Annotated in this window: 14 protein-coding genes; 6 read left to right on the top strand and 8 right to left on the bottom strand. The window is 55.3% G+C overall.

All coding sequences use genetic code 11. The annotated features are described in order from the left end of the window. Positions 1 to 100 precede the first annotated feature (100 nt). On the top strand, positions 101 to 823 hold the full coding sequence (gene queC / locus HZS81_RS12305; RefSeq protein ID WP_179930853.1) for a 7-cyano-7-deazaguanine synthase QueC: 723 nt from the start codon (positions 101 to 103) through the stop codon (positions 821 to 823). Continuing rightward, positions 820 to 1,110, top strand: coding sequence for a YkgJ family cysteine cluster protein (locus HZS81_RS12300; RefSeq protein ID WP_179930852.1), 291 nt, complete (start codon positions 820 to 822; stop codon positions 1,108 to 1,110). Before queC ends, HZS81_RS12300 begins: the two co-directional genes overlap by 4 nt. Before the next feature lie 21 nt (positions 1,111 to 1,131). Here the strand turns inward: HZS81_RS12300 and HZS81_RS12295 are convergent, their stop codons facing one another. Both HZS81_RS12295 and HZS81_RS12290 read right to left on the bottom strand, forming a co-directional pair. Next, the gene (locus HZS81_RS12295) at positions 1,132 to 5,034 is read right to left on the bottom strand and encodes an ATP-binding protein (protein WP_179930851.1); all 3,903 of its coding nucleotides are present in this window, start codon (positions 5,032 to 5,034) and stop codon (positions 1,132 to 1,134) included. Positions 5,035 to 5,064: 30 nt separating this feature from the next. Continuing rightward, positions 5,065 to 5,721: a MiaE family protein gene (locus HZS81_RS12290; RefSeq protein ID WP_179930850.1), complete on the bottom strand. Its 657-nt coding sequence runs from the start codon at positions 5,719 to 5,721 to the stop codon at positions 5,065 to 5,067. A gap of 446 nt (positions 5,722 to 6,167) precedes the next feature. Here HZS81_RS12290 and acnB point away from each other — a divergent pair, with 446 nt between their 5' ends. The 3 genes from acnB (at position 6,168) to HZS81_RS12275 (ending at position 11,494) form a co-directional block, all read left to right on the top strand. Beyond that, positions 6,168 to 8,771, top strand: coding sequence for a bifunctional aconitate hydratase 2/2-methylisocitrate dehydratase (gene acnB / locus HZS81_RS12285; protein WP_179930849.1), 2,604 nt, complete (start codon positions 6,168 to 6,170; stop codon positions 8,769 to 8,771). Positions 8,772 to 8,956: 185 nt separating this feature from the next. After that, positions 8,957 to 9,469 carry a ribonuclease E activity regulator RraA gene (gene rraA, locus HZS81_RS12280; RefSeq protein ID WP_179930848.1) on the top strand — a complete coding sequence of 171 codons (513 nt, stop codon included), beginning with the start codon at positions 8,957 to 8,959 and terminating at the stop codon, positions 9,467 to 9,469. A gap of 141 nt (positions 9,470 to 9,610) precedes the next feature. Beyond that, the gene (locus HZS81_RS12275) at positions 9,611 to 11,494 is read left to right on the top strand and encodes a glycerophosphodiester phosphodiesterase family protein (RefSeq protein ID WP_179930847.1); all 1,884 of its coding nucleotides are present in this window, start codon (positions 9,611 to 9,613) and stop codon (positions 11,492 to 11,494) included. A 6-nt stretch (positions 11,495 to 11,500) separates the two neighbouring features. On the opposite strand, the gene ggt is transcribed toward HZS81_RS12275, so the two are convergent. Both ggt and ppsA read right to left on the bottom strand, forming a co-directional pair. Next, the gene (gene ggt, locus HZS81_RS12270; RefSeq protein ID WP_179930846.1) at positions 11,501 to 13,297 is read right to left on the bottom strand and encodes a gamma-glutamyltransferase; all 1,797 of its coding nucleotides are present in this window, start codon (positions 13,295 to 13,297) and stop codon (positions 11,501 to 11,503) included. A gap of 105 nt (positions 13,298 to 13,402) precedes the next feature. After that, positions 13,403 to 15,775 (bottom strand): phosphoenolpyruvate synthase, encoded by a 2,373-nt coding sequence (gene ppsA / locus HZS81_RS12265; protein ID WP_179930878.1) that lies wholly within the window; start codon positions 15,773 to 15,775, stop codon positions 13,403 to 13,405. Between the two features lie 264 nt (positions 15,776 to 16,039). On the opposite strand from ppsA, the gene ppsR reads away from it, so the two are divergent. Beyond that, the gene (ppsR, locus tag HZS81_RS12260; RefSeq protein ID WP_179930845.1) at positions 16,040 to 16,873 is read left to right on the top strand and encodes a posphoenolpyruvate synthetase regulatory kinase/phosphorylase PpsR; all 834 of its coding nucleotides are present in this window, start codon (positions 16,040 to 16,042) and stop codon (positions 16,871 to 16,873) included. Positions 16,874 to 16,895: 22 nt separating this feature from the next. Here the strand turns inward: ppsR and HZS81_RS12255 are convergent, their stop codons facing one another. The 4 genes from HZS81_RS12255 to HZS81_RS12240 form a co-directional block, all read right to left on the bottom strand. Further along, on the bottom strand, positions 16,896 to 17,474 hold the full coding sequence (locus HZS81_RS12255; protein WP_179930844.1) for a hypoxanthine-guanine phosphoribosyltransferase: 579 nt from the start codon (positions 17,472 to 17,474) through the stop codon (positions 16,896 to 16,898). Between the two features lie 30 nt (positions 17,475 to 17,504). Beyond that, complete coding sequence (gene nagZ / locus HZS81_RS12250; protein ID WP_179930843.1) at positions 17,505 to 18,524, bottom strand: beta-N-acetylhexosaminidase; 1,020 nt, start codon at positions 18,522 to 18,524, stop codon at positions 17,505 to 17,507. Positions 18,525 to 18,590: 66 nt separating this feature from the next. Then, positions 18,591 to 19,109, bottom strand: coding sequence for a L,D-transpeptidase (locus HZS81_RS12245; RefSeq protein WP_179930842.1), 519 nt, complete (start codon positions 19,107 to 19,109; stop codon positions 18,591 to 18,593). After that, a complete protein-coding gene (locus tag HZS81_RS12240) occupies positions 19,096 to 19,764 on the bottom strand; it encodes a TetR/AcrR family transcriptional regulator (protein ID WP_179930841.1) in 669 nt (222 codons plus the stop codon). Before HZS81_RS12240 ends, HZS81_RS12245 begins: the two co-directional genes overlap by 14 nt. Positions 19,765 to 19,888: the final 124 nt, after the last annotated feature.

The following is a 19,888-nucleotide window of genomic DNA, read 5'->3' as shown; positions in this document are numbered from 1 at the left end:
TTGCTGACTTCCGGACCGGACCCCGGAAACCTTCTCGGCGCAAATACCCTACTTTGCGCCAGCCAGAAGAGATAAATTCTCCGACCAAGAGACGTTTTATATGCCCCACCCTTCAGAAAATACTACCGTGGTAATCTATTCCGGTGGCATGGATTCATTTACCGTTCTTCATCGTGCCCTGCGCGAAGGACTTAACGTTCATGCGTTATCGTTTGATTATGGTCAGCGCCACCGTCGCGAACTCGACGTGGCAACGCACGTTTGCCAAGCGCTCACCATCCCTCATCAGGTGGTCGATATTCGCGCCATCCATGGTTTAATGGATAGTTCAGCGCTGACTAACCCCGGGCGCAGCGTACCTGATGGCAACTACGACAGCGAAAATTTGGCTGCCACAGTCGTTCCCAACCGTAATATGGTGCTGCTCTCGCTAGCCATTGCCAAGGCCGTGAATATTGGCGCGACACGAGTGGACTATGGCGCCCACGCTAGCGATCACGCGCTATACCCGGATTGCCGCCCCGAGTTTTTCGACGCGATGAACCACGTTGCAGGCATTGCCAACTTCACCCCGGTCACCCTTCACGCGCCCTATCTTCACGCCAGCAAGGCCGATATTCTGCGCGACGGCCTCGCTATGGGGCTTGATTACACCCACACCTGGACTTGCTACGAAGGTAAGACATTAGCGTGTGGGGTGTGCGGTAGTTGCCGTGAGCGCCTTGCCGCCTTTGAGCAAAACGGCGCGGTAGATCCGCTCAGTTATGCCTCACACCCCGATGACTCAGACTCCACTGCGCCTCTTGTTGAAGGCTCGCCATGAACGCTCTGATTCAAACCGATCAAGCCACCCCTAGCGAGGGTTGCCGCCCCGGTTGCGGGGCATGCTGCATAGCGCCTTCCATCAGCACCCCCATACCAGGAATGCCTAACGGCAAGCCTGCCGGGATACGCTGTGTGCAACTCGATGAACATAATTTGTGCCGCCTATTTGGCGACGCCTCACGCCCAGCGGTTTGCGCGCAGTTTCACTTCGATTCAGCGCTATGCGGCGAGAAACGTGAAGACGCCCTCGCCGCGCTAACCCAACTGGAAAGCGCAACAGGCTAAGCCAGCCGCGCCAGGACAGCGCTAATCGCTTTCTAGGCTTTCGGGTGCCAAGCGACGACCAAGCAGGCTGACCCAGCGCACTAGCACCGGTGCGTCACTGTGGCTGACTTCATTGAGCAAGCGCCGGAAGGTTTTCCGAGCTTTTTCATCATCCGGCGCTATATCCGTCAGCCAAAACTCCAGAGCCGCTAACTCTTGATGGCGGTTACCGTGCTTTCGCGCCTGAGAAATCGCCAGACTCGCAAGCGCTTTAACCTCTTGAGGTGCGTGCCCCAAACGCTGACGAACCCGAGCTAACTGAGTGGCCAACTCAGGCAAAAATAGCGTGGTACGTTCCTGCGCAATAACCAAACACTGATCTAAGTAGTCTTCTGCGGCTTTCAGCTCACCTAATGCCACACACGCATCGGCGTACCATAATACCGGGCGCTGGTAACGATCACGCCCATTCAGCTCGGCCATTTGATTCAGGCTCTCTTCGATACTCTGCAAGCCGTTTTTGTCGCCGCCTAACGCTCGCTGCCAGCCCAAAATGGCTTGGGCGGCAATTTGCCAAAGTTGTAAATCCGGTGTGCCGGTCATCGCCGCTGCCCGCTCGGCGTGGCGCGTAGCCAAATGCACATGTCCAAGTTGGCGATAAAGAGCCGCTGCAAACAACAATGCCATAGCGAGCGTGCCGGGGTGGCCGATTTGCTCCGCCAAGCGAATGGCCGCAGAAACTTGCCGTTCGGCGCGCTGATAATCACCGCGCAAACACAGGGCCCAGCCCTGAAAACACGCCGCCGTGACTTGCGGGTGATCCGAGAAGGGCAACCACTCAATCATCATCGGCGCGTTGAGCGGATCGATCTCATCAAGGTGATCATGCGCTTGCTGAATACGCCCTGCCCAATATTCGCAGTGGGCTCGTGCGTAATCCGCCAGGCGCTGATAGCGCGGGTCTTCTAACTTCGCGGCGATACCCGCCAACGTTGATGCCAACGCAAACGCGTCCGCATGCGCGTAACGCTGACTGCGCCCCACCCAGAGCCCCCACTTCACCAAAAAGATTTGTTCTAAATCTTCTGGCTCATCGGCACTCTCCTGACCGGTGCTACGCAAAAGCTCTCGAGCACGGACAAAACTTTCATGCGCGGTTGGCGAGCCGTGGCCTTCCAATGCAAACGCGGCCTGGCCACGCACGGTAAGTAAGCTGACTTCGCGCTCGGTTTGATGGTCTACATGACGCAGGCTAGCAATGCCAAAGTCAGCCATACGCAGCGCCGTGCGGTTAGCGCTGACTTTTAGGGCCTCGCGCGCGGCAAGCTCAAAGTAACGTGCACCGCGGGCGTAATGACCACTACGGCGCAGATGGGTGGCAAAATCGCCAGGATGTCGGCTAATCCACATCGGAAAGCGCTCTTCGATCAAGCTCACCACTTGTTGATGGAGCTTGACGCGCACATCCCGTGGGCAGGAAAGATAAGCCGCTTCCTGCAGAAGCTGATGGCTAAACTGGTACTCCGGATGATCCCCCTCTTTTTCAACCGGCTCGACAATTTCAAGCTGGCGCATATGTTCCAACGCCTGCTGCAGCGCTGGTGGCTCGACGCCGCTGCACTCGGCAAGAAAATCCAGCCGAAAGCGTTTACCCAATACAGCAGCCACATGGGCTAAGTGGCGATCTTGTTCTAACTGATCAATGCGGCTAGCGAGTAGGCCTAAAAGCCCTTTGGGCAAATCATCAAACTGTATGGATCGCCCCTCACGACGGTCCATATCCAGACGCCGGCAAATCTCCTGCATATAGAGCGGCACGCCGTCGCAACGCTCAATAATTTGGTTGCGCAACCGCGGGCTAAGATGAATACGGTAACGACGTGCCAACTGCGACAACAACCGCGAGGACTGCAATTCATCCAAACGCCCTAGCGTGATTTGCTGGTCCCAGTGAAGCTTGACCGGCAGCGCCTCGCGACCATGGTGACTTGCGACGAGCATAAAGGCCGTGTTGATGGGTAAGCGTGCCTGTAAGCCAGATAGCACTTTGAATGAAGGCTCATCTAACCACTGTAAATCATCGAGCATTAATACGAGGGTTCGTTCCGACGCCTGCTGCTCTATTAAACAATGCAGCAGGTTTACCACCAGCTCTACGGCTTCACCGCTTTGTGTCAGCTGGGTAATTTCCTGAACGTCGCGCACCCCTAGCGCTTCTTCCAATAAGCGCTGGCGGGCATCGTCAAGCTCAGGCATGCCCAAGCGGGCCTGCAGCTCATTCACTAGGCCAGTATCAGGCTCGGCATCGAGATACCAAGCGATCAACGAACGAGCCACGCCGTATGGCTCTAATACCGACAAGCGTGTGGCAGGCTGCCAACAAATCGCGGCGTCGCGGCTAAGTTCCAACTGACGAAACCCGACCATCAGCGCGGATTTCCCCATGCCGGAAGGCCCTCGCACTAACACGCTTTGGCGTAACCCAATGCCAGCCCGTGCCAGGGCATCACGCAATGTGCGTAAGGCCATTTCGCGCCCGACCAAACTTGGCGGCATGGCATCGCGACCGCCCTCGTTTTTGCCTAGGGCTAAGGCTCGCAGTCGCACGCGGCCATCGCTTGCTAGCAAGCGCGACGTAAGGCGTGGTTGCAAATCAAGCGCGGGCGGCATGTGTTGGCTCGCCTCTTGCGAAATCACAAGTTCACTACCTTCTGCGGCACTCATTAGTTCAAGCGAAACCTGCGTCACTTGCCCTAGCGGGTCAGCTAACTGGCGTTCTGGCAGGTAAACGACGCGGCCACTGTGCAAGCCCGCTGCCAACTCAAAGCTTGGCGGCTCACCTTCTCCCGTCCAGTGGCGTTCGCACTCCTGCGGCAGCGCATGTCGGCAGTGCTCGTATAACGCCACTAGCTCAGCCAGCTGGTGCGCGGGCCCGTGCGTGCCAAAGCAGGCTAAGCCCAAGCCCCCCGTGGCGCCAGGTAACCAAAATCCGCCCAAGTGATGGCACTGTTGCTCCAGCCAGCGCAGCAACTCAAGCTGCAAGGTCAGGCAGCTGCGGGTCGCTCCGCGGTCTTGCCAATCACCTTGCAAACGCAGACGTATGGCCATAACCGAAAGCTGACGAAGTTCGATTTCATCCTCGCGCAGCGGCTTACTATCTGCCGCCAAGGTACGAGAATAGGCCCCTTGCGGGCTGATCATGCGTGGGTCCTGGTGCCCATCTGACCAATAGTTAGCAAGCTGTAAAAAGCTGGGTTCCGGTTGCTGACCCGAGAGCGCCAACAGCTGTAAATAACTATTGTACTGCTCATGGGCAGCGGCCATTTGGTCTTGCTCCGCCAACTGCTTCACCAGCCGCTCATGGAAAGGGCCATAACCCGAAAAGCGGCTTACCAAGGTTTCTAACATGGCATCCGGCAGATCGGTGTGTGCGTCCAGTACCTGTTCGGCAAAACGGATAACACGCTGACGCCATTCGTTGCGTACTTGCACCAGCCAACGCTGAAATTCGGCACAGTTGGTTAGCTGCAACTCTTCGATCAAATCCCCTTGGTAGCAGGCCAGCACCGCGTCGAGCGTTTCAAGATCGCGCGGCCTTTCGAGCAAACGCTGCAACTCATGTAAATCCACCTGCCAATGGGGGGGCAAGTTAAAAGCGATTGTTTGGCGGGAAACGTTGAGCACCTGGTCCGCTTTATCCCCAAGCGACTGACGCAAACAGTGCAACGCATGACGTAGGTTAGTACGCCCTGACGATAACCCTTGGTCTGGCCAGAGAAGCTCCGCGAGCGCGGCACGATTCACCGGCTGGCGGTGTAGTAGCAAGTACACCAGCAACGCTTTCACTTTGTCATAGCTGAAATGGGTCAGCACATCCTCCCCCTGGGAGAGGGAGAAATGGCCGAAGAGAACCAGCTGATCAGACTCACTTACTTCATCGCGCATGGGACACATCCTGCCTAAGCGAATGGCGGGTTACGCCGGGACACCACTGTGAAAACGAAACACCGTATCAACCGACATAATCAATTCCTGCTCACAAGCCACAAAGAACGCAATGCGTTCATCGATAGGTTCTCGGGTCTGCTGACCTGCCAGCAAAAGGTAATCCTCAAAATGGCGCCCTTCCGATTTCACCAGCGTACGATAGAACTTAGCAAGCTCGGTATCTAAATAAGGAATCAAGCAAGCAAAACGTTCACAGCTACGCGCCTCAATCAACGCACCGATAATCAGCACATCGATCAACCGCTCAGGCTCATTGGTGCGTACATGCCGTCGCAGCCCTTCGGCATAGCGCGAGGCGGTTAAATGCCGATACGTTACGCCACGCTTTTCCATCAATTGAACCACTTGTTCAAAATGTAAAAGCTCCTCACGCGCTAGCTGCGACATTTTGCTAAGCAGTAAGGGTTGATCAACATACCGATAGAGCAAACTCATCGCCGTTGACGCGGCTTTTTTTTCGCATTGTGCGTGATCAATCAGTAGCAGCTCGGGATTTTCCAGCGCCCAACTCAACCACACCTTAGGGGTGGGGCAGGCTAAAAAATTCAGCAGACTATCAGGCAGCAAATCATCTCCTGTTAGAGAATGATCCGCCTGGTTTAATTCAGCGGCAAATATCGACATAACACCCGTACTCAACAAAACGTTTTCGCCATTGTACAAGACATGTATCTAAAACGTAGGCATTGTGCAACATCAATTATCACTACAGGTACACGGCATGACATTTGCTATTACGTCATGATTAGCCGATTCATATTAACGTGGCAACGCCAGAATCACACCTATTGGCTTATGCTCCATCTTGATACTGGATTCTCATCTGCGGGCTTTTATCAAAACACTTTCGCCATAGTGCTTGCACCAAAGTACTTTCACCGAAGTACTTTCACCAAAGTACAAGGCCTTTACCCGTCTGCTCGCTTAACATTGTCGACAGTTTACCGTAGAATCGCCTACACCTAACCAGACGCTGTTTGTCAAGCGTATATCGTATGCCTGGCCTGTCCGCTGCTGACTTTCAGTCGCTACCCAGCCAGCCATCATAAAGCAAATGAGAGGGCCCCAACGTGCTTGAAGCTTACCGCCAACATGTCGAGGAACGCGCTACAGAGGGCGTACCACCCAAGCCCCTGACCGCAGAGCAGGTTGCTGATCTTGTAGAGTTATTGAAAAACCCACCGGCGGGTGAAGAAGAGTTCATTCTCGACTTGATCACCAACCGTGTGCCGCCCGGCGTCGATGAAGCAGCTTATGTAAAAGCAGGCTTTTTAACCGCCATCGCCAAAGGTGACGCCACTTCCCCGCTGATCGACAAGATCCACGCGGTCAAACTGCTCGGCACCATGCAGGGCGGCTACAACATTGTCTCGTTGGTTGAGCTTTTAGATAACGAAGACTTGGCCCGCGAAGTTGGCGAACAGCTCAAGCACACCCTACTGATGTTTGATGCCTTCCACGACGTGGAGGAGCGCGCTAAAAACGGCAACGCTGTTGCCAAGGACGTTATTCAGTCCTGGGCAGAAGCCGAATGGTACCTCTCTAAGCCGGCGCTGGAAGAAAAAATCACCCTGACCGTATTCAAGGTGCCGGGCGAAACCAACACCGATGACCTGTCTCCGGCACCGGATGCTTGGTCGCGCCCGGATATCCCGCTGCACGCTCGCGCCATGCTGAAAAACGAGCGCGAAGGCATCAAGCCGATTGAGCAAGGCAAGGTTGGCCCGCTCGAGCAGATCGAAGAAGTAAAAGCCAAAGGCTTCCCGGTGGCCTACGTCGGCGACGTCGTGGGTACCGGCTCTTCACGTAAATCCGCTACCAACTCGGTGCTGTGGTTCTTCGGTGACGATATCCCGAACGTGCCTAACAAGCGAGCCGGCGGCTTCTGCTTTGGCGGCAAAATCGCCCCGATCTTCTTCAATACCATGGAAGACTCGGGCGCGCTGCCGGTTGAGATGGACGTATCCAATCTCAACATGGGCGACGTCATCGACGTTTACCCTTACGAAGGCAAAGTGTGCAAGCACGGCACCGACGAAGTACTGACGACTTTCGAACTCAAGACCCAGCTGATTCTTGACGAAGTGCGCGCCGGTGGCCGTATCCCGCTGATCATCGGCCGCGGTTTGACCGGAAAAGCACGCGAATCGCTCGGCCTTGAGTCGTCTGACGTCTTCCGTCTGCCAGAACAACCGGTTGATACCGGCAAAGGGTTTACGCTGGCGCAGAAGATGGTCGGCAAAGCGTGTGGCATGGACGGCGTGCGTCCGGGCATGTACTGCGAGCCGAAAATGACCACCGTGGGCTCTCAGGACACGACCGGCCCGATGACCCGCGACGAACTTAAAGATCTTGCTTGTCTCGGTTTTCAGGCCGACCTGGTCATGCAGTCGTTCTGTCATACGGCGGCCTACCCGAAGCCGGTTGACGTCGACACTCACCACACACTGCCCGACTTCATCATGAACCGCGGCGGTGTTTCGCTGCGCCCGGGCGACGGCATCATTCACAGCTGGCTTAACCGCATGCTGCTGCCGGATACCGTGGGTACCGGTGGCGACTCGCATACTCGCTTCCCGATGGGTATTTCCTTCCCTGCCGGTTCTGGCTTGGTGGCATTTGCCGCCGCTACCGGCGTGATGCCACTGGACATGCCGGAATCCGTGCTAGTGCGCTTTAAAGGCGAGCGCCAGCCGGGCGTTACACTGCGCGACTTGGTTCACGCCATTCCGCTTTACGGTATCAAGCAAGGCCTGCTGACCGTCGAGAAATCCGGCAAGAAAAATGCTTTCTCCGGCCGCGTATTGGAAATCGAAGGGCTTGACGACCTTACCGTCGAGCAGGCATTCGAACTTTCCGACGCGTCTGCAGAGCGCTCTGCGGCGGGTTGTACCATTACGCTTTCCGAAGACAGCGTAAGTGAGTACTTGAAGTCCAATATTACACTGCTTAAGTGGATGATCAGTAACGGTTACGGCGATGAACGCACTATCAGCCGTCGTATCGAGGCAATGGAAGCCTGGTTAGCCGATCCGAGCCTAATGCGTGCTGACAAAGATGCGGAATACGCCGAAGTCATCGAGATCGATCTGAGCGAAATCAAAGAGCCGATCCTCTGCGCACCGAACGACCCGGACGACGCCCGTTTGCTTTCTGATGTCGCTGGCGAGAAGATTGATGAGGTATTCATCGGTTCGTGCATGACCAACATCGGCCACTTCCGCGCCGCAGGCAAATTGCTTGAGAAGCAGCCGGCCGGCAGCCTGAAGACCCGCCTGTGGTTGGCGCCGCCTACCAAGATGGACCAGCATCAGCTGACCGAAGAAGGGTATTACGGCATCTACGGTCGTGCTGGCGCGCGTATGGAAATGCCAGGTTGTTCGCTATGTATGGGTAACCAAGCACGCGTTGCGGCGAAATCCACGGTGGTTTCCACTTCCACACGTAACTTCCCCAACCGTTTGGGCGATGGCGCCAATGTCTACCTCGCTTCCGCCGAACTGGCTGCCGTGGCGGCGGTAGAAGGTCGTCTACCCAGCGTTGAAGAGTATCAGCGCTACATGAGTGAATTTGATGCCATGGCCAGCGAAATCTATCGCTACATGAACTTCCACGAAATCGAGGAGTATCAAAAGATCGCCTCGAACGTGATTCCGGTGGAACAAGAAGCGTAAGCATCTCCATCTGACCGACATCGCCGATGCTCGCACCATCACAGAAGCAAGCATTACGCTTCTGAGCCGATGACCGAACGCCCCGTTCCTGCCTTTGCAGGCGGGGCGTTTTTTTGCACATTAGCATTCATGGCATGCCATTGGATAAGATCACTTTCTATTAGATAAAGCAGAAGGAGTTTTCCATGAACGTTTCTATTAACGTCAATACAAACGATATCGTGACCCCCGATATTTGCGATAGCTATCCCGACGTCGCCGTCATTGAGCCACTCTTTGCCAATTTCGGCAGTTTAGACGCGTTCGGCGGTCCGGTACGGACGATTAAGTGCTTTGAGGACAACTCAATGGTAAAACAGGCTGTTGCCGAGCCAGGAGACGGCGCCGTACTGGTGGTCGATGCTGGCGGCTCTTACCGCTGCGCGATGCTCGGTGATATGCTCGCCGAACAGGCAGTAGAAAACGGCTGGGCAGGCGTTGTGATGTATGGCTGCGTACGTGACGTCGATATACTCGCCACACTGTCCCTCGGTGTGCAGGCGCTCGGTAGCCATCCGCGCAAAAGCGAAAAGCACGGCGAGGGGCAGCGCGATATTGCCATCACCTTTGGCGGGGTCACCATTGAACCCGGGCAGTGGCTCTACGCCGATAACAACGGCATCGTGATTGCCAAAGAACGCCTGACACTTCCCGCTTGATTGTCGCTTCGCTTGCCAGCGGTGGTGGAACAGTGCCACCCTGGCTCTTTAACTCGATACGCTTCGGCACTGTTTAGCCACTTATCGTTTCTCACGGCCGTTTCATCACTATTGGTCAGCTACGCTTATTCAACCATCACTATGCAGCCACTGAAAACGCTAGGAAGATCCTTAGTCAGAACACTGCGTGACCACCTCCGGCCACTCATAGCATTTCACCTGTTTTTTACCCTGCTCGCCTCTTCTCTGCTTCTACCTGCCGTTTTCTGGGCGATACACGCGTTGTTGGCGCAGCTCAATCGAACGGTTGTCACGACCGATGAACTGGTAGCCCTTTTGTTTAGCCCACTGGGACTTGGCGTGTCGCTAGTTGCATTGGGGCTTGGTTTTTTGGTGCTTTATTGGCAGCAGGCCGGCATGCTTCACGTTGCCATACGCCCACGTAACAATCACTACCGCTTAGCCTTAGACGCACTGTGGCTAAGCACCCGGCGTCTGCCCGCGCTAGCCAGCCTCGTCACCCTGCAAGTCGGCTCTCACCTCTTGCTGATTGCGCCTTTTATGTTCGCCCTCACATGGCTTTACGGCGCTTGGCTTGGTGGGCTAGATACCTATTACCTGCAACGCGTAAAGCCGCCAGTACTGTGGTACTTTTTAGCGTCGGCACTGCCCATAATGGGGCTTTGGGTATGGCTTGCAGCGAGACTTTACCTACGGTGGTTACTGGCACTGCCTTTAGTGGCACTGGAGAACATCTCACCCTGGGGTGCCCTCAAGCGCAGCGTTGTGCTTACCCGTGGCTGGCATCGCTCGATTGGCATGGCGGTGCTTCTCGTACTGGTCAGTATTATTGTGCTGCCAATTTTAACCACGCTGCTTTTTGATCGATTGTTCACCCCTCTGCTTTGGTGGTTACCGGAACATAACGCCGTCCTGTTGCCGGCAATGTTGGCCTATCTGACGGGCTATGTCCTCGTGACCCTTGCCATCACGTTTTTGGGCATTGCGGTCAACGCCATGCTGTCAGCCTGCTTATACCTGCAACTTTCCCATCGCTCGCAGCACGCAGCAGCACCCCAAGCTTCACACCCGGGGCGTCTTGCGTGGGCAGTAGAGCTTGGCGTGCTGCTATTTGCGGGATTACAGGCGTGGTGGATACTTAATAGCTTCGAGCTAAGCGACGATATCGAGATTATCGCCCACCGGGGCAGCTCCATGGTGGCTCCTGAAAACACGCTAGCAGCGATTCATCGGGCAATCAGAGACGGTGCCGATTCAATTGAGATTGATGTTCGCTTAACCGCCGATGATCAAGTAATGCTCTATCACGATCGCAGTATGGCGCGCCTAACAGGTGACCGGCGCGAGTTTGGCGATTTAACCCGCGAAGAGCTAAGCCACTTTGATGTGGGCAGTTGGTTTGGTGATGCCTTTCAAGGTGAGCATATCCCTGGCCTAGATGAAACCTTACGTGCCGTGCGCGGCAAAGCCAGCCTGATGATAGAGATGAAGCCACTCCCAGGCCAAAGTCGACGACTCGCCGATGCCGTTATCGCCTCGCTACATACTGAAAGCGACGAGCGACGTACTTGCTGGTCTCAACAGCAAGCACCACTGGATGCCTATGCACGCTGCGGTTTTCCTAATGCATTTATGGAAATGAGCGTGGCTACGATGACACCAGCGTTACTTCGCCATTTAGAAGCACGCGCGCCCGCCTTACGCACAACGTTACTGGCCCAACTGATTCTACCTGGCACCCTCAACCGGCATGAATTTGATGCGCTTGGCTTGCGCCACAACCGCATCACAGAACGAGAGATGCGCTTGGCAGTCCTTTATGATTACGAAGTCCACGCTTGGACGGTCAATAGCCGCGCCCACATGTCAACGCTGATAGATATGGGCGTCGATGCGATTATTACCGACTACCCTGATCGGCTCAATGAACTGCTGACTGATCGCCACGAACTTAGCGACGGTGGCCTTATGCTGGTCAAACTGCGCAGCTGGTTACGCCAGTGACGAGCGTTATTCGCCCATCACGACCCCTTCTCGCCGAGGATCAGCACCGCCGAAAAGAGTGCCGTCATCTTGGCGCATAATCACTTGTAGCCCACTTGTGAGTTCGCGCTGCGTTACCTTGTGTCCGTAATCCTCTAGCGCGTCTAGCGTCTCTTCCGGGAAGCTATCAGCTTCAACAAACACACGATCACCGAGCGTTATAGCATGTGGGAGGTTTAACGCCTCTTGGGCATTTAGCCCCCAATCTCGCAACGCCACTAACGTACGCGCCGTGTAGTGAATAATTGCCGCCCCGCCGGGTGAGCCTAAGCTGCCCACCAGCTCTCCACTTTCGCGCTCGAAAATGAGCGTTGGGCTCATGCTAGAGCGTGGCCGCTTACCTGCTTCTGCTCGGTTAGCAACCAGTTTACCGTCTACTTCGGGCACGAAAGAGAAATCCGTGAGTTGATTGTTGAGCAGGTACCCCCCGGCAAGCCCTGTGTCACCATCGGCAAGAATTCGCGAGCCAAATGCCTGCTCAATCGAAGACGTCATCGCCACCGCTCGGCCGTCGGCATCCACGATGCTGATATGGCTGGTACCATATTCTGGTTGCGAAGGTGCAACCGCCCAGCTAACGTCTAGCTCACCCGGGTTGCCAGGCTCGGCCCCGTTTCCCATGCTTTTTTCAGAAGATACCAAGGCTGCACGCTTGGCCAAGTACGCAGGCGCAAGCAATGTGTTCCAGTCATCGCCTGGCGCATCTACAAAGGCGGGGTCGGCGATGTAACGGTTGCGATCTGCAAAGGCGAGCCGCGAGACCTCTAAAAACTGGTGCAACCAGCCCCCACTTGGCGCCCCATCATCTAGCGGCGCTTCAAGCATTGACCGCTGGTCCAGCATGCCCAATATCTGCATTACGGTTAAATGCCCCGACGAGGGCGGGGGAAAACCACATACCTCCCATTGAAGCCAGGGGGTACACAAAGGCTCACGGGACAAGGCGTCATACTCGGCCAAATCGTCCAGGCTCATCTCCCCTGGGCGGTGGCGATGCGTATTGACGCGTTCGACCAAATCTTTCGCGATGGCCCCTTCGTGCAGGGCATGACTGCCGTGCTGGGCAATTTGGCGCAGAATCGCTGCCAGCGCAGGATTTTTCAGCGTCTCTCCGACGCTCACTGGCGTATCTTCGCCTTGGTAGTAAAACGCTTTCGCCAACGGGTCGTTTCGAAGCGCCTCATCGCTCGCTAGGCTTTCATGTAACCGGGGGCTAACCTCGAACCCCTCTTCCGCCAAGGTGATAGCCGGAGTAAAAAGCACTTCCCACGCTAGCGCACCATGTTCGCTATGCGCTTTTTCGAGCATTTTTAGCGTACCCGGCACGCCGACTGAAAGCCCGCTTGCTACGGCCTCCATAAAAGCCAGCGGCTCGCCTTGTACGTCAAGGAAAAGATCCTCGTCCACGGCTGCCGGCGCTGTCTCACGCCCATCGAATGCTTGAACGTTGGCCCCATCAAAATGGAGCAAAAAGCTGCCGCCACCGATACCGCTTGACTGCGGCTCGACCAAGGCCAGCACCATCTGCACCGCCACGGCCGCGTCCATCGCATTGCCACCCGCTTTGAGCACCTGATAACCCGCATCAGCAGCCAACGGGTTTGCCGCCGCCACAGCAAACATCTCTGTCTCCCAGCCAGGCTTCTCTTCAAAGCCCGATTCGGTTTCCGGCGAGATGGCAGGGGCTTCGTAGCTAAACCCCGCAGCAGACAGCGGCAGCAGCAAAAAACCTAGCGGCCAGAGGTTTTTCCAGTGGCGTAGCATAAGCACTCCTTTTCGGACGTGGTGTTCATTACGTCTCACTTTACCTCAAGCTAAAACGCCCGACGTTAGGCCGGGCGTATGAAACAAGAAAAGACGTTACCGTTTTTAGGCGAGCTTCTCACCGGCGAGCATAAACCAGGTTTCCAAGACGGCATCAGGGTTGAGCGAGACCGAATCGATCCCTTGCTCCATCAGCCATTTTGCCAAGTCCGGGTGATCCGACGGACCTTGTCCACAAATCCCCACGTACTTGCCTTGCGCTTTACACGCTTGAATCGCCATGGCTAGCAGTTTCTTGACCGCTTCATTACGCTCGTCAAAGAGATGCGCCACGATACCCGAGTCACGATCTAGGCCCAATGTCAGCTGGGTTAAGTCGTTAGAGCCGATCGAGAAACCGTCAAAGTACTGCAGGAACTCATCGGCCAGTAGCGCATTAGCCGGAAGCTCACACATCATGATGACCTTCAAGCCATGGTCACCTCGTTTGAGCCCGTTGGCCGCAAGCAGATCCACCACCTCACGCGCTTCCTCGGTCGTACGCACGAAAGGCACCATGATTTCGATGTTATCCAGCCCCATCACTTCCCGAACGCGCTTAAGCGCACGGCACTCAAGCTCAAAACAAGGGCGAAATGCATCGGAGATATAGCGCGAAGCACCGCGGAAACCAAGCATCGGGTTTTCTTCACCGGGCTCGTAAAGCTTGCCGCCGATTAGGTTTTCGTACTCGTTGGACTTAAAGTCCGAGAGGCGAACGATGACGCGCTGCGGATAGAACGATGCTGCCAGCGTCGAGATGCCTTCAACCAATTTATCAACGTAGAAGCTAACCGGATCATCATAGCCGGCGGTGCGCAAATCGATAATTTGCTGCAAATCCGACGGCAGCGTGTCGTACTCCAACAGCGCTTTGGGGTGAACGCCAATCATACGGTTGATGATAAACTCAAGGCGCGCCAAGCCCACACCTGCATTGGGTAAGCTGGCAAAGCTGAACGCACGATCTGGGTTGCCGACGTTCATCATAATCTTGAACGGGATCTCCGGCATTGCATCAATGCTTGTGACCTTACGATCAAACTCTAGTAGGCCCTCATAGACGTGGCCGGTATCGCCTTCCGCACAAGAGACTGTCACGTCGCTACCTTCATTAAGAAGTTTCGTGGCATCGCCGCAACCCACTACAGCAGGTACCCCTAATTCGCGGGCAATGATCGCCGCATGGCAGGTGCGCCCGCCTCGGTTGGTAACAATGGCAGAAGCGCGCTTCATGATCGGCTCCCAATCAGGGTCGGTCATGTCGGTCACCAGCACATCGCCGTCGTGAACCTTGTCCATTTCATCCGGGCTGAGTACCACCTTGACTGCACCACGGCCAATACGCTGGCCGATCGCACGCCCGGTTACCAACGTGCGCCCCTTCTCTTTGAGGTTGAAGCGCTCAAGTTTGCCGCCCTCTTGTTGAGAGACGACGGTTTCCGGGCGGGCTTGAACGATGTAAAGCTTGCCATCATCCCCATCAAGCGCCCATTCGATATCCATGGGGCGCTGATAGTGCTCTTCAATCGTCATAGCTTGTCGCGACAGCGCCATGATCTGCTCATCGTTGATGCAGAAACGTCCCCGGTCCTTAAGCGGTACATCGACGGTTTCCACTGATTTTCCTGCGCTGGCATCTTCACCGTAGACCATTTTGATCAACTTAGAGCCAAGATTACGGCGCAACACGGCCGGGCGACCTGCCGCCAGCGTCGACTTATGCACATAAAACTCATCCGGGTTCACCGCGCCCTGTACCACAGTTTCACCCAAACCCCAGGAAGCGGTAATAAACACCGCATCGCGATAGCCCGATTCGGTATCCAGGGTAAACATGACCCCGGCTGCGCCGGTTTCCGAGCGCACCATTTTCTGGATACCGGCGGAAAGTGCGACGTTTTCGTGGGCATAGCCGCGATGAACGCGGTAGGAAATCGCACGGTCATTGAACAGCGAGGCGAAAACTTCTAGCACCGCACGTTTGATATTGGCGAAGCCTTCGATGTTAAGAAATGTCTCTTGCTGGCCAGCAAACGACGCGTCGGGAAGATCTTCAGCGGTTGCCGAGCTGCGCACGGCAACTTTCAAATTCGGGTGTTGCTTCTGAAGGTGCTCGTAAGCCTCGCGCAGCGAGGCTTCAAAAGCGGGAGGCAGCGGTGTATCCATAACCCACTGACGGATATTGCGTCCAGCTTCGCTTAGCGCTTTAACGTCATCGACATCCAAGCGTTTCAGCGTGTCGTTGATGCGTTCGTTGAGGCCTTCGTGGGAAAGAAATTCACGGTAGGCGTGAGCGGTTGTAGCAAAGCCGCCAGGGACGGTAACCCCCACTTCCGACAGGTTGGAGATCATCTCACCCAGCGAGGCGTTTTTCCCGCCGACGCTCTCAACGTCGGCCATGCCCAACTGATCAAACCACAGAATGTACTCTTCCACGCAACCCCCTCGCATTTAAACTCCGTACGGCCAGTGGGCCGCCACTAATTGACGCTGACACCCTAGCACTAGCCGGATATATTCGCCATTAGTCTAACTGCGGAGAGAGTGGAGGATATTTACAACATAACGGTTTTTTTGTCGAGTTGTGTAGTCAGAACACTAATGGCTCGCAGGAGAACATTGTCATCCGCGCCACATTGTCATTAGCACTCCAACGCTCGACAATAACCGCTACTTTTTTGACTGCTGATTGGGAGCACCATGACACGCACCGCTTTTTTTATCTCTGACGGCACCGGGATTACGGCAGAAAGCCTAGGCCGCAGCCTGCTGGCACAGTTTGAAAATGTCGATATCAACATGCAGACGAAGCCCTACATCGACACACTGGAGAAAGCCCAGGCGTTAGTAGAAGTGATTGAAGCCACCGCCAATCGCGACGGCGAGCGCCCGATCATCATTGACACCATCGTGGATCAAGAGATTCGCGACGTCATTCGCGAAGCGTCAGGCTTCAAGGTAGATATTTTTTCTACTTTTCTTAAACCGTTGGAGCAAGAGCTCAATACACACTCCTCGTACAGCGTCGGGCGTACGCACTCCATCGGCAGCGATGACGTCTACATGGACCGCATCCACTCGGTTCACTTTGCGCTGGATAACGACGACGGGGCGCGTACACACCAATACAATAAAGCCGATATTATTCTGGTAGGGGTCTCGCGCTGCGGCAAAACGCCTACGTCGCTCTATCTAGCGCTGCAGTTTGGGATTCGCGCGGCCAACTACCCCCTTACTGAGGACGATCAAGACGAAGATGGTGTACTCAAGCTGCCGAAAGTTTTGGCCCCGCACCAGCATAAACTCTTTGGCCTGACCATCGATGCCCGTCGGCTCGCTGCGATTCGTCACGAGCGCCGGCCGAATAGCCGCTATAGCTCAATGGATCAGTGCTTGCAAGAAGTGGAGCAGGCCGAGTCACTCTACCGTTCGATGCATATCCCTTACATCGATACCACTCGCTTCTCGGTAGAAGAGATCTCGACCCGCATGATTGCCGAAACAGGGCTGGCTCGGCGTTTTTCTCCGCGCTGATGGCAGCGCTTAACGCATTACCCTAAAGTCCTTTGGGCGCAAAAATACCGGGGGCGTTACGCCAATAGCCTTTGTAATCCATGCCAAAACCAAAGACAAAACGATCCGCGACTTCTAGCCCGCAATAATCGGCTTTAAGTCCGGGTACCGCTTTGCGATCATGCTGTTTATCTACCAGCACGGCGGTGCTGATACTCGCCGCTTGCGCTTCTTTGCAGTAAGCCAAAATAGCGGCAAGGGTGGCGCCCTCATCCAAAATGTCGTCAATAATCACAACGTGGCGACCCGCCATAGGGACTTCGGGTGAGACACGCCAAAAAAGCTCACCGCCGCGCAGTTCACTGCGGTAACGCGTCGCGTGGAGGTAGTCCACTTCCAAAGGGAAGCCAAGACGTGTCAGCAGATGCCCGGTGGTAATCAAGCCACCGTTCATCACACAGTAAAAAACAGGCAGTTTATCGCCAAGATCACGGTTAATTTCGTCTGCCATACGGTCAAGCGCGTGCTCGACCTGCTCTTGGGTGATCAAGCAGTCCGCGTCGTCCATTAGCTCACGCATGGAGTCGAGCGAGGCGAGCGCCTCTTTGTCTAGCTTAGCCATGTCTTATTTCCAAACGTCACAAAAGAAAATTTAGGCGTACTCAGCCGCCAGCGCTTCAAGCTTAGCGTGAGTACGACGCCAACGCCCGAGGGCGGTGAGCGCATTGATATCTGGGCGAGCACGCGCGTAACGTAGTTTCGTCGGTCGCTTGGCACCGAGACCAGCGCAGGCAGCCACCACGTCGAGCGCCGCCTCGCGGTCATTACACACCAGCAACATATCGCAGCCTGCTCGCAGGGCTGCTTGGGCGCGCTCCGCTGGGGCTCCAATCTCTTGGGCACCAGTCATGCTTAAGTCATCCGAGAAAATACAGCCTTTAAAACCTAACGATTCTCGCAGCATCCCCAACCAGCTGGGCGAAAACCCCGCAGGACGATAATCAAAAGCGCGATAAATCACATGGGCGGGCATGATGCCATCTAAGTCGCTGGCGAGGTGAGCAAACGGGATCAGGTCGTGCTGCTTGATAGTGTCCAACGGGCGCTCGTCAATGGGTAGCGCTAGATGCGAATCTTCTGCCACGCTGCCGTGGCCAGGAAAATGCTTACCAACGGCTGCCATACCCGCCTCATGGAGGCCAGTAATAAAGGCTTGGCCCAATGCGCTTACTTGCTCAGGGTCGGCGCCAAAGCTACGATCACCAATCACGCTCGAAACGCCGCTGTCGATATCCAACACTGGCGCGAACGTGATGTCTATGCCGCAAGCCGCCATTTCCATACCTAATAACCAGCCGGCATCTTTCGCCAAAACAGCGCCTTCTGCTTGCGTGCTTTGGTATCGTTTACCCAAAGCGGCCATCGGCGGTAAGCGCGTCACCCCCTCTTTGATGCGCTGTACGCGTCCGCCTTCTTGATCCACCGCGATAAGAAGCCCTGGCCGTTCACGGCGAATGGCATCGCAAAGCGTTCGAACCTGATAGGCACTTTCGACGTTACGCGCAAATAAGATCACGCCGCCAACGGCTGGGGCTTTTAATAGCTTGCGCTCATCGCGGGTTAAAGAAAGCCCGTCAAGGTCAAGCATGACCGGGCCAAAGGGGTGCGACATGGCGAAAGATCCTGAAAAAAAAGGAGCGCTAATTCTAGACAAACACTCGGTACATGCAACTATTCGCTAACCGTGCAGCCACACCGGCGTTCCCGGCGGGGCATGATCAAACACGTAGAGCAAATCGTTTCGGCTTAGGCGAATACAGCCATGAGACAGCGCTTGCCCCATAGGCTCGCTTTCCGGCGTGCCATGTATATAGATATAGCGGCGTTGGGAATCCACGCATCCTCTACGGTTACGGTCCGTTTCTAAACCACATAACCACAGGATACGGGTTAATATCCAATCGCGCTCGGGATACTGCTGGCCTAGCGTGGGCGTGTAGACTTCACCTGTCCAGCGTCGACCACGAAATACCGCATTCACCGGCGCATCGGTACCCATAGCGGCACGCACATAGTGCCACCCGTGAGGCGTTTTCCCGCTGCCCTCCTCCTGCCCAATGCCGGCTTTCGCCGTAGAAACCAAGCAAGAGAAAAACGCTGTCCCCCCTTTCCATAAAGTAAGCCTCTGACACTGGGTATCAATCTCTAGCCAATAGGCGTGCGAAGGCGGCAACTCACTGAGCTTAGGCGTTCGCATACTTCTCCTCATCGACGTTTGCCGGCAGCGGTGCGTTCATCGCAGCTACTACGACGGGGCGCAACCGCCTAACAAGGTCACGCACGGAAACCTGCTCTTGATAGTCTTTTTCCGCAATATCGCGTAGGGCATCCAAACCCGAAAGAGTAAAAATCACCGTACCAAGCATGAAATGCAGGCGCCAAAATCGCTCGGCATCGGGGATATCTGGCGTTGCCTGACGCACTAGCTCCGTAAAGCGCGTGAACACATCACCGTACTCGTCTTGAATAAAACGGCGTAAATGCCCTTGCGCTTGGCTATAAGCAAGTCCGAGCAGGCGCATAAACACCTTCAAGCTATTACGCTCGGCAGGTACGGCCAGCACCGTAGTGGCCATGGTTTCCAGTAGTTCTTCTAGAGGAATCACCTGTCCTTCGTAGCGCCCTTCCAGCGTATCAAGCGCAGTGTGAAAGCGCTGCGTAAAAGGATCAAGGTAGCGCGAGAACACCGCTTGAATCAGGGCTTTTTTAGAGCCAAAGTGATAATTCACGGCGGCCAAATTGACCCGTGCCTTACTGGTGATATTACGCAGTGACGTTTCCGCAAAACCGCGTTCGGCAAACAATACTTCAGCAGTATCCAGTATCCGTGTCACCGTATCAGACTGAGCCATGGTCGCTCCTAAAAAACGAGTGTTTTAAACATTCTAGAATGTTACGCCATGTGTTATGCGGGCTCAATGTCGATGAATCGGGAGTTTTTAACGCTAAAGTGACGTTTGCCCTTTTACACTTAAA

This window comes from Vreelandella salicampi, assembly GCF_013415105.1.
Taxonomy (GTDB): domain Bacteria; phylum Pseudomonadota; class Gammaproteobacteria; order Pseudomonadales; family Halomonadaceae; genus Vreelandella; species Vreelandella salicampi.
The sequence above is the reverse complement of the archived record's forward strand: the minus strand, read 5'-3'. Positions and strand labels throughout refer to the sequence as shown.

Bases quoted from the DNA above. Each gene is read 5' to 3' on its own strand.
- ppsR (WP_179930845.1), top strand. From the start codon at position 16,040: ATGACACGCACCGCTTTTTTTATCTCTGACGGCACCGGGATTACGGCA.
- nagZ (WP_179930843.1), bottom strand. From the start codon at position 18,524: ATGTCGCACCCCTTTGGCCCGGTCATGCTTGACCTTGACGGGCTTTCT.
- ggt (WP_179930846.1), bottom strand. From the start codon at position 13,297: ATGCTACGCCACTGGAAAAACCTCTGGCCGCTAGGTTTTTTGCTGCTG.
- HZS81_RS12275 (WP_179930847.1), top strand. From the start codon at position 9,611: ATGCAGCCACTGAAAACGCTAGGAAGATCCTTAGTCAGAACACTGCGT.
- HZS81_RS12300 (WP_179930852.1), top strand. From the start codon at position 820: ATGAACGCTCTGATTCAAACCGATCAAGCCACCCCTAGCGAGGGTTGC.
- HZS81_RS12255 (WP_179930844.1), bottom strand. From the start codon at position 17,474: ATGGCTAAGCTAGACAAAGAGGCGCTCGCCTCGCTCGACTCCATGCGT.
- HZS81_RS12290 (WP_179930850.1), bottom strand. From the start codon at position 5,721: ATGTCGATATTTGCCGCTGAATTAAACCAGGCGGATCATTCTCTAACA.
- rraA (WP_179930848.1), top strand. From the start codon at position 8,957: ATGAACGTTTCTATTAACGTCAATACAAACGATATCGTGACCCCCGAT.
- queC (WP_179930853.1), top strand. From the start codon at position 101: ATGCCCCACCCTTCAGAAAATACTACCGTGGTAATCTATTCCGGTGGC.
- HZS81_RS12240 (WP_179930841.1), bottom strand. From the start codon at position 19,764: ATGGCTCAGTCTGATACGGTGACACGGATACTGGATACTGCTGAAGTA.
- HZS81_RS12295 (WP_179930851.1), bottom strand. From the start codon at position 5,034: ATGCGCGATGAAGTAAGTGAGTCTGATCAGCTGGTTCTCTTCGGCCAT.
- HZS81_RS12245 (WP_179930842.1), bottom strand. From the start codon at position 19,109: ATGCGAACGCCTAAGCTCAGTGAGTTGCCGCCTTCGCACGCCTATTGG.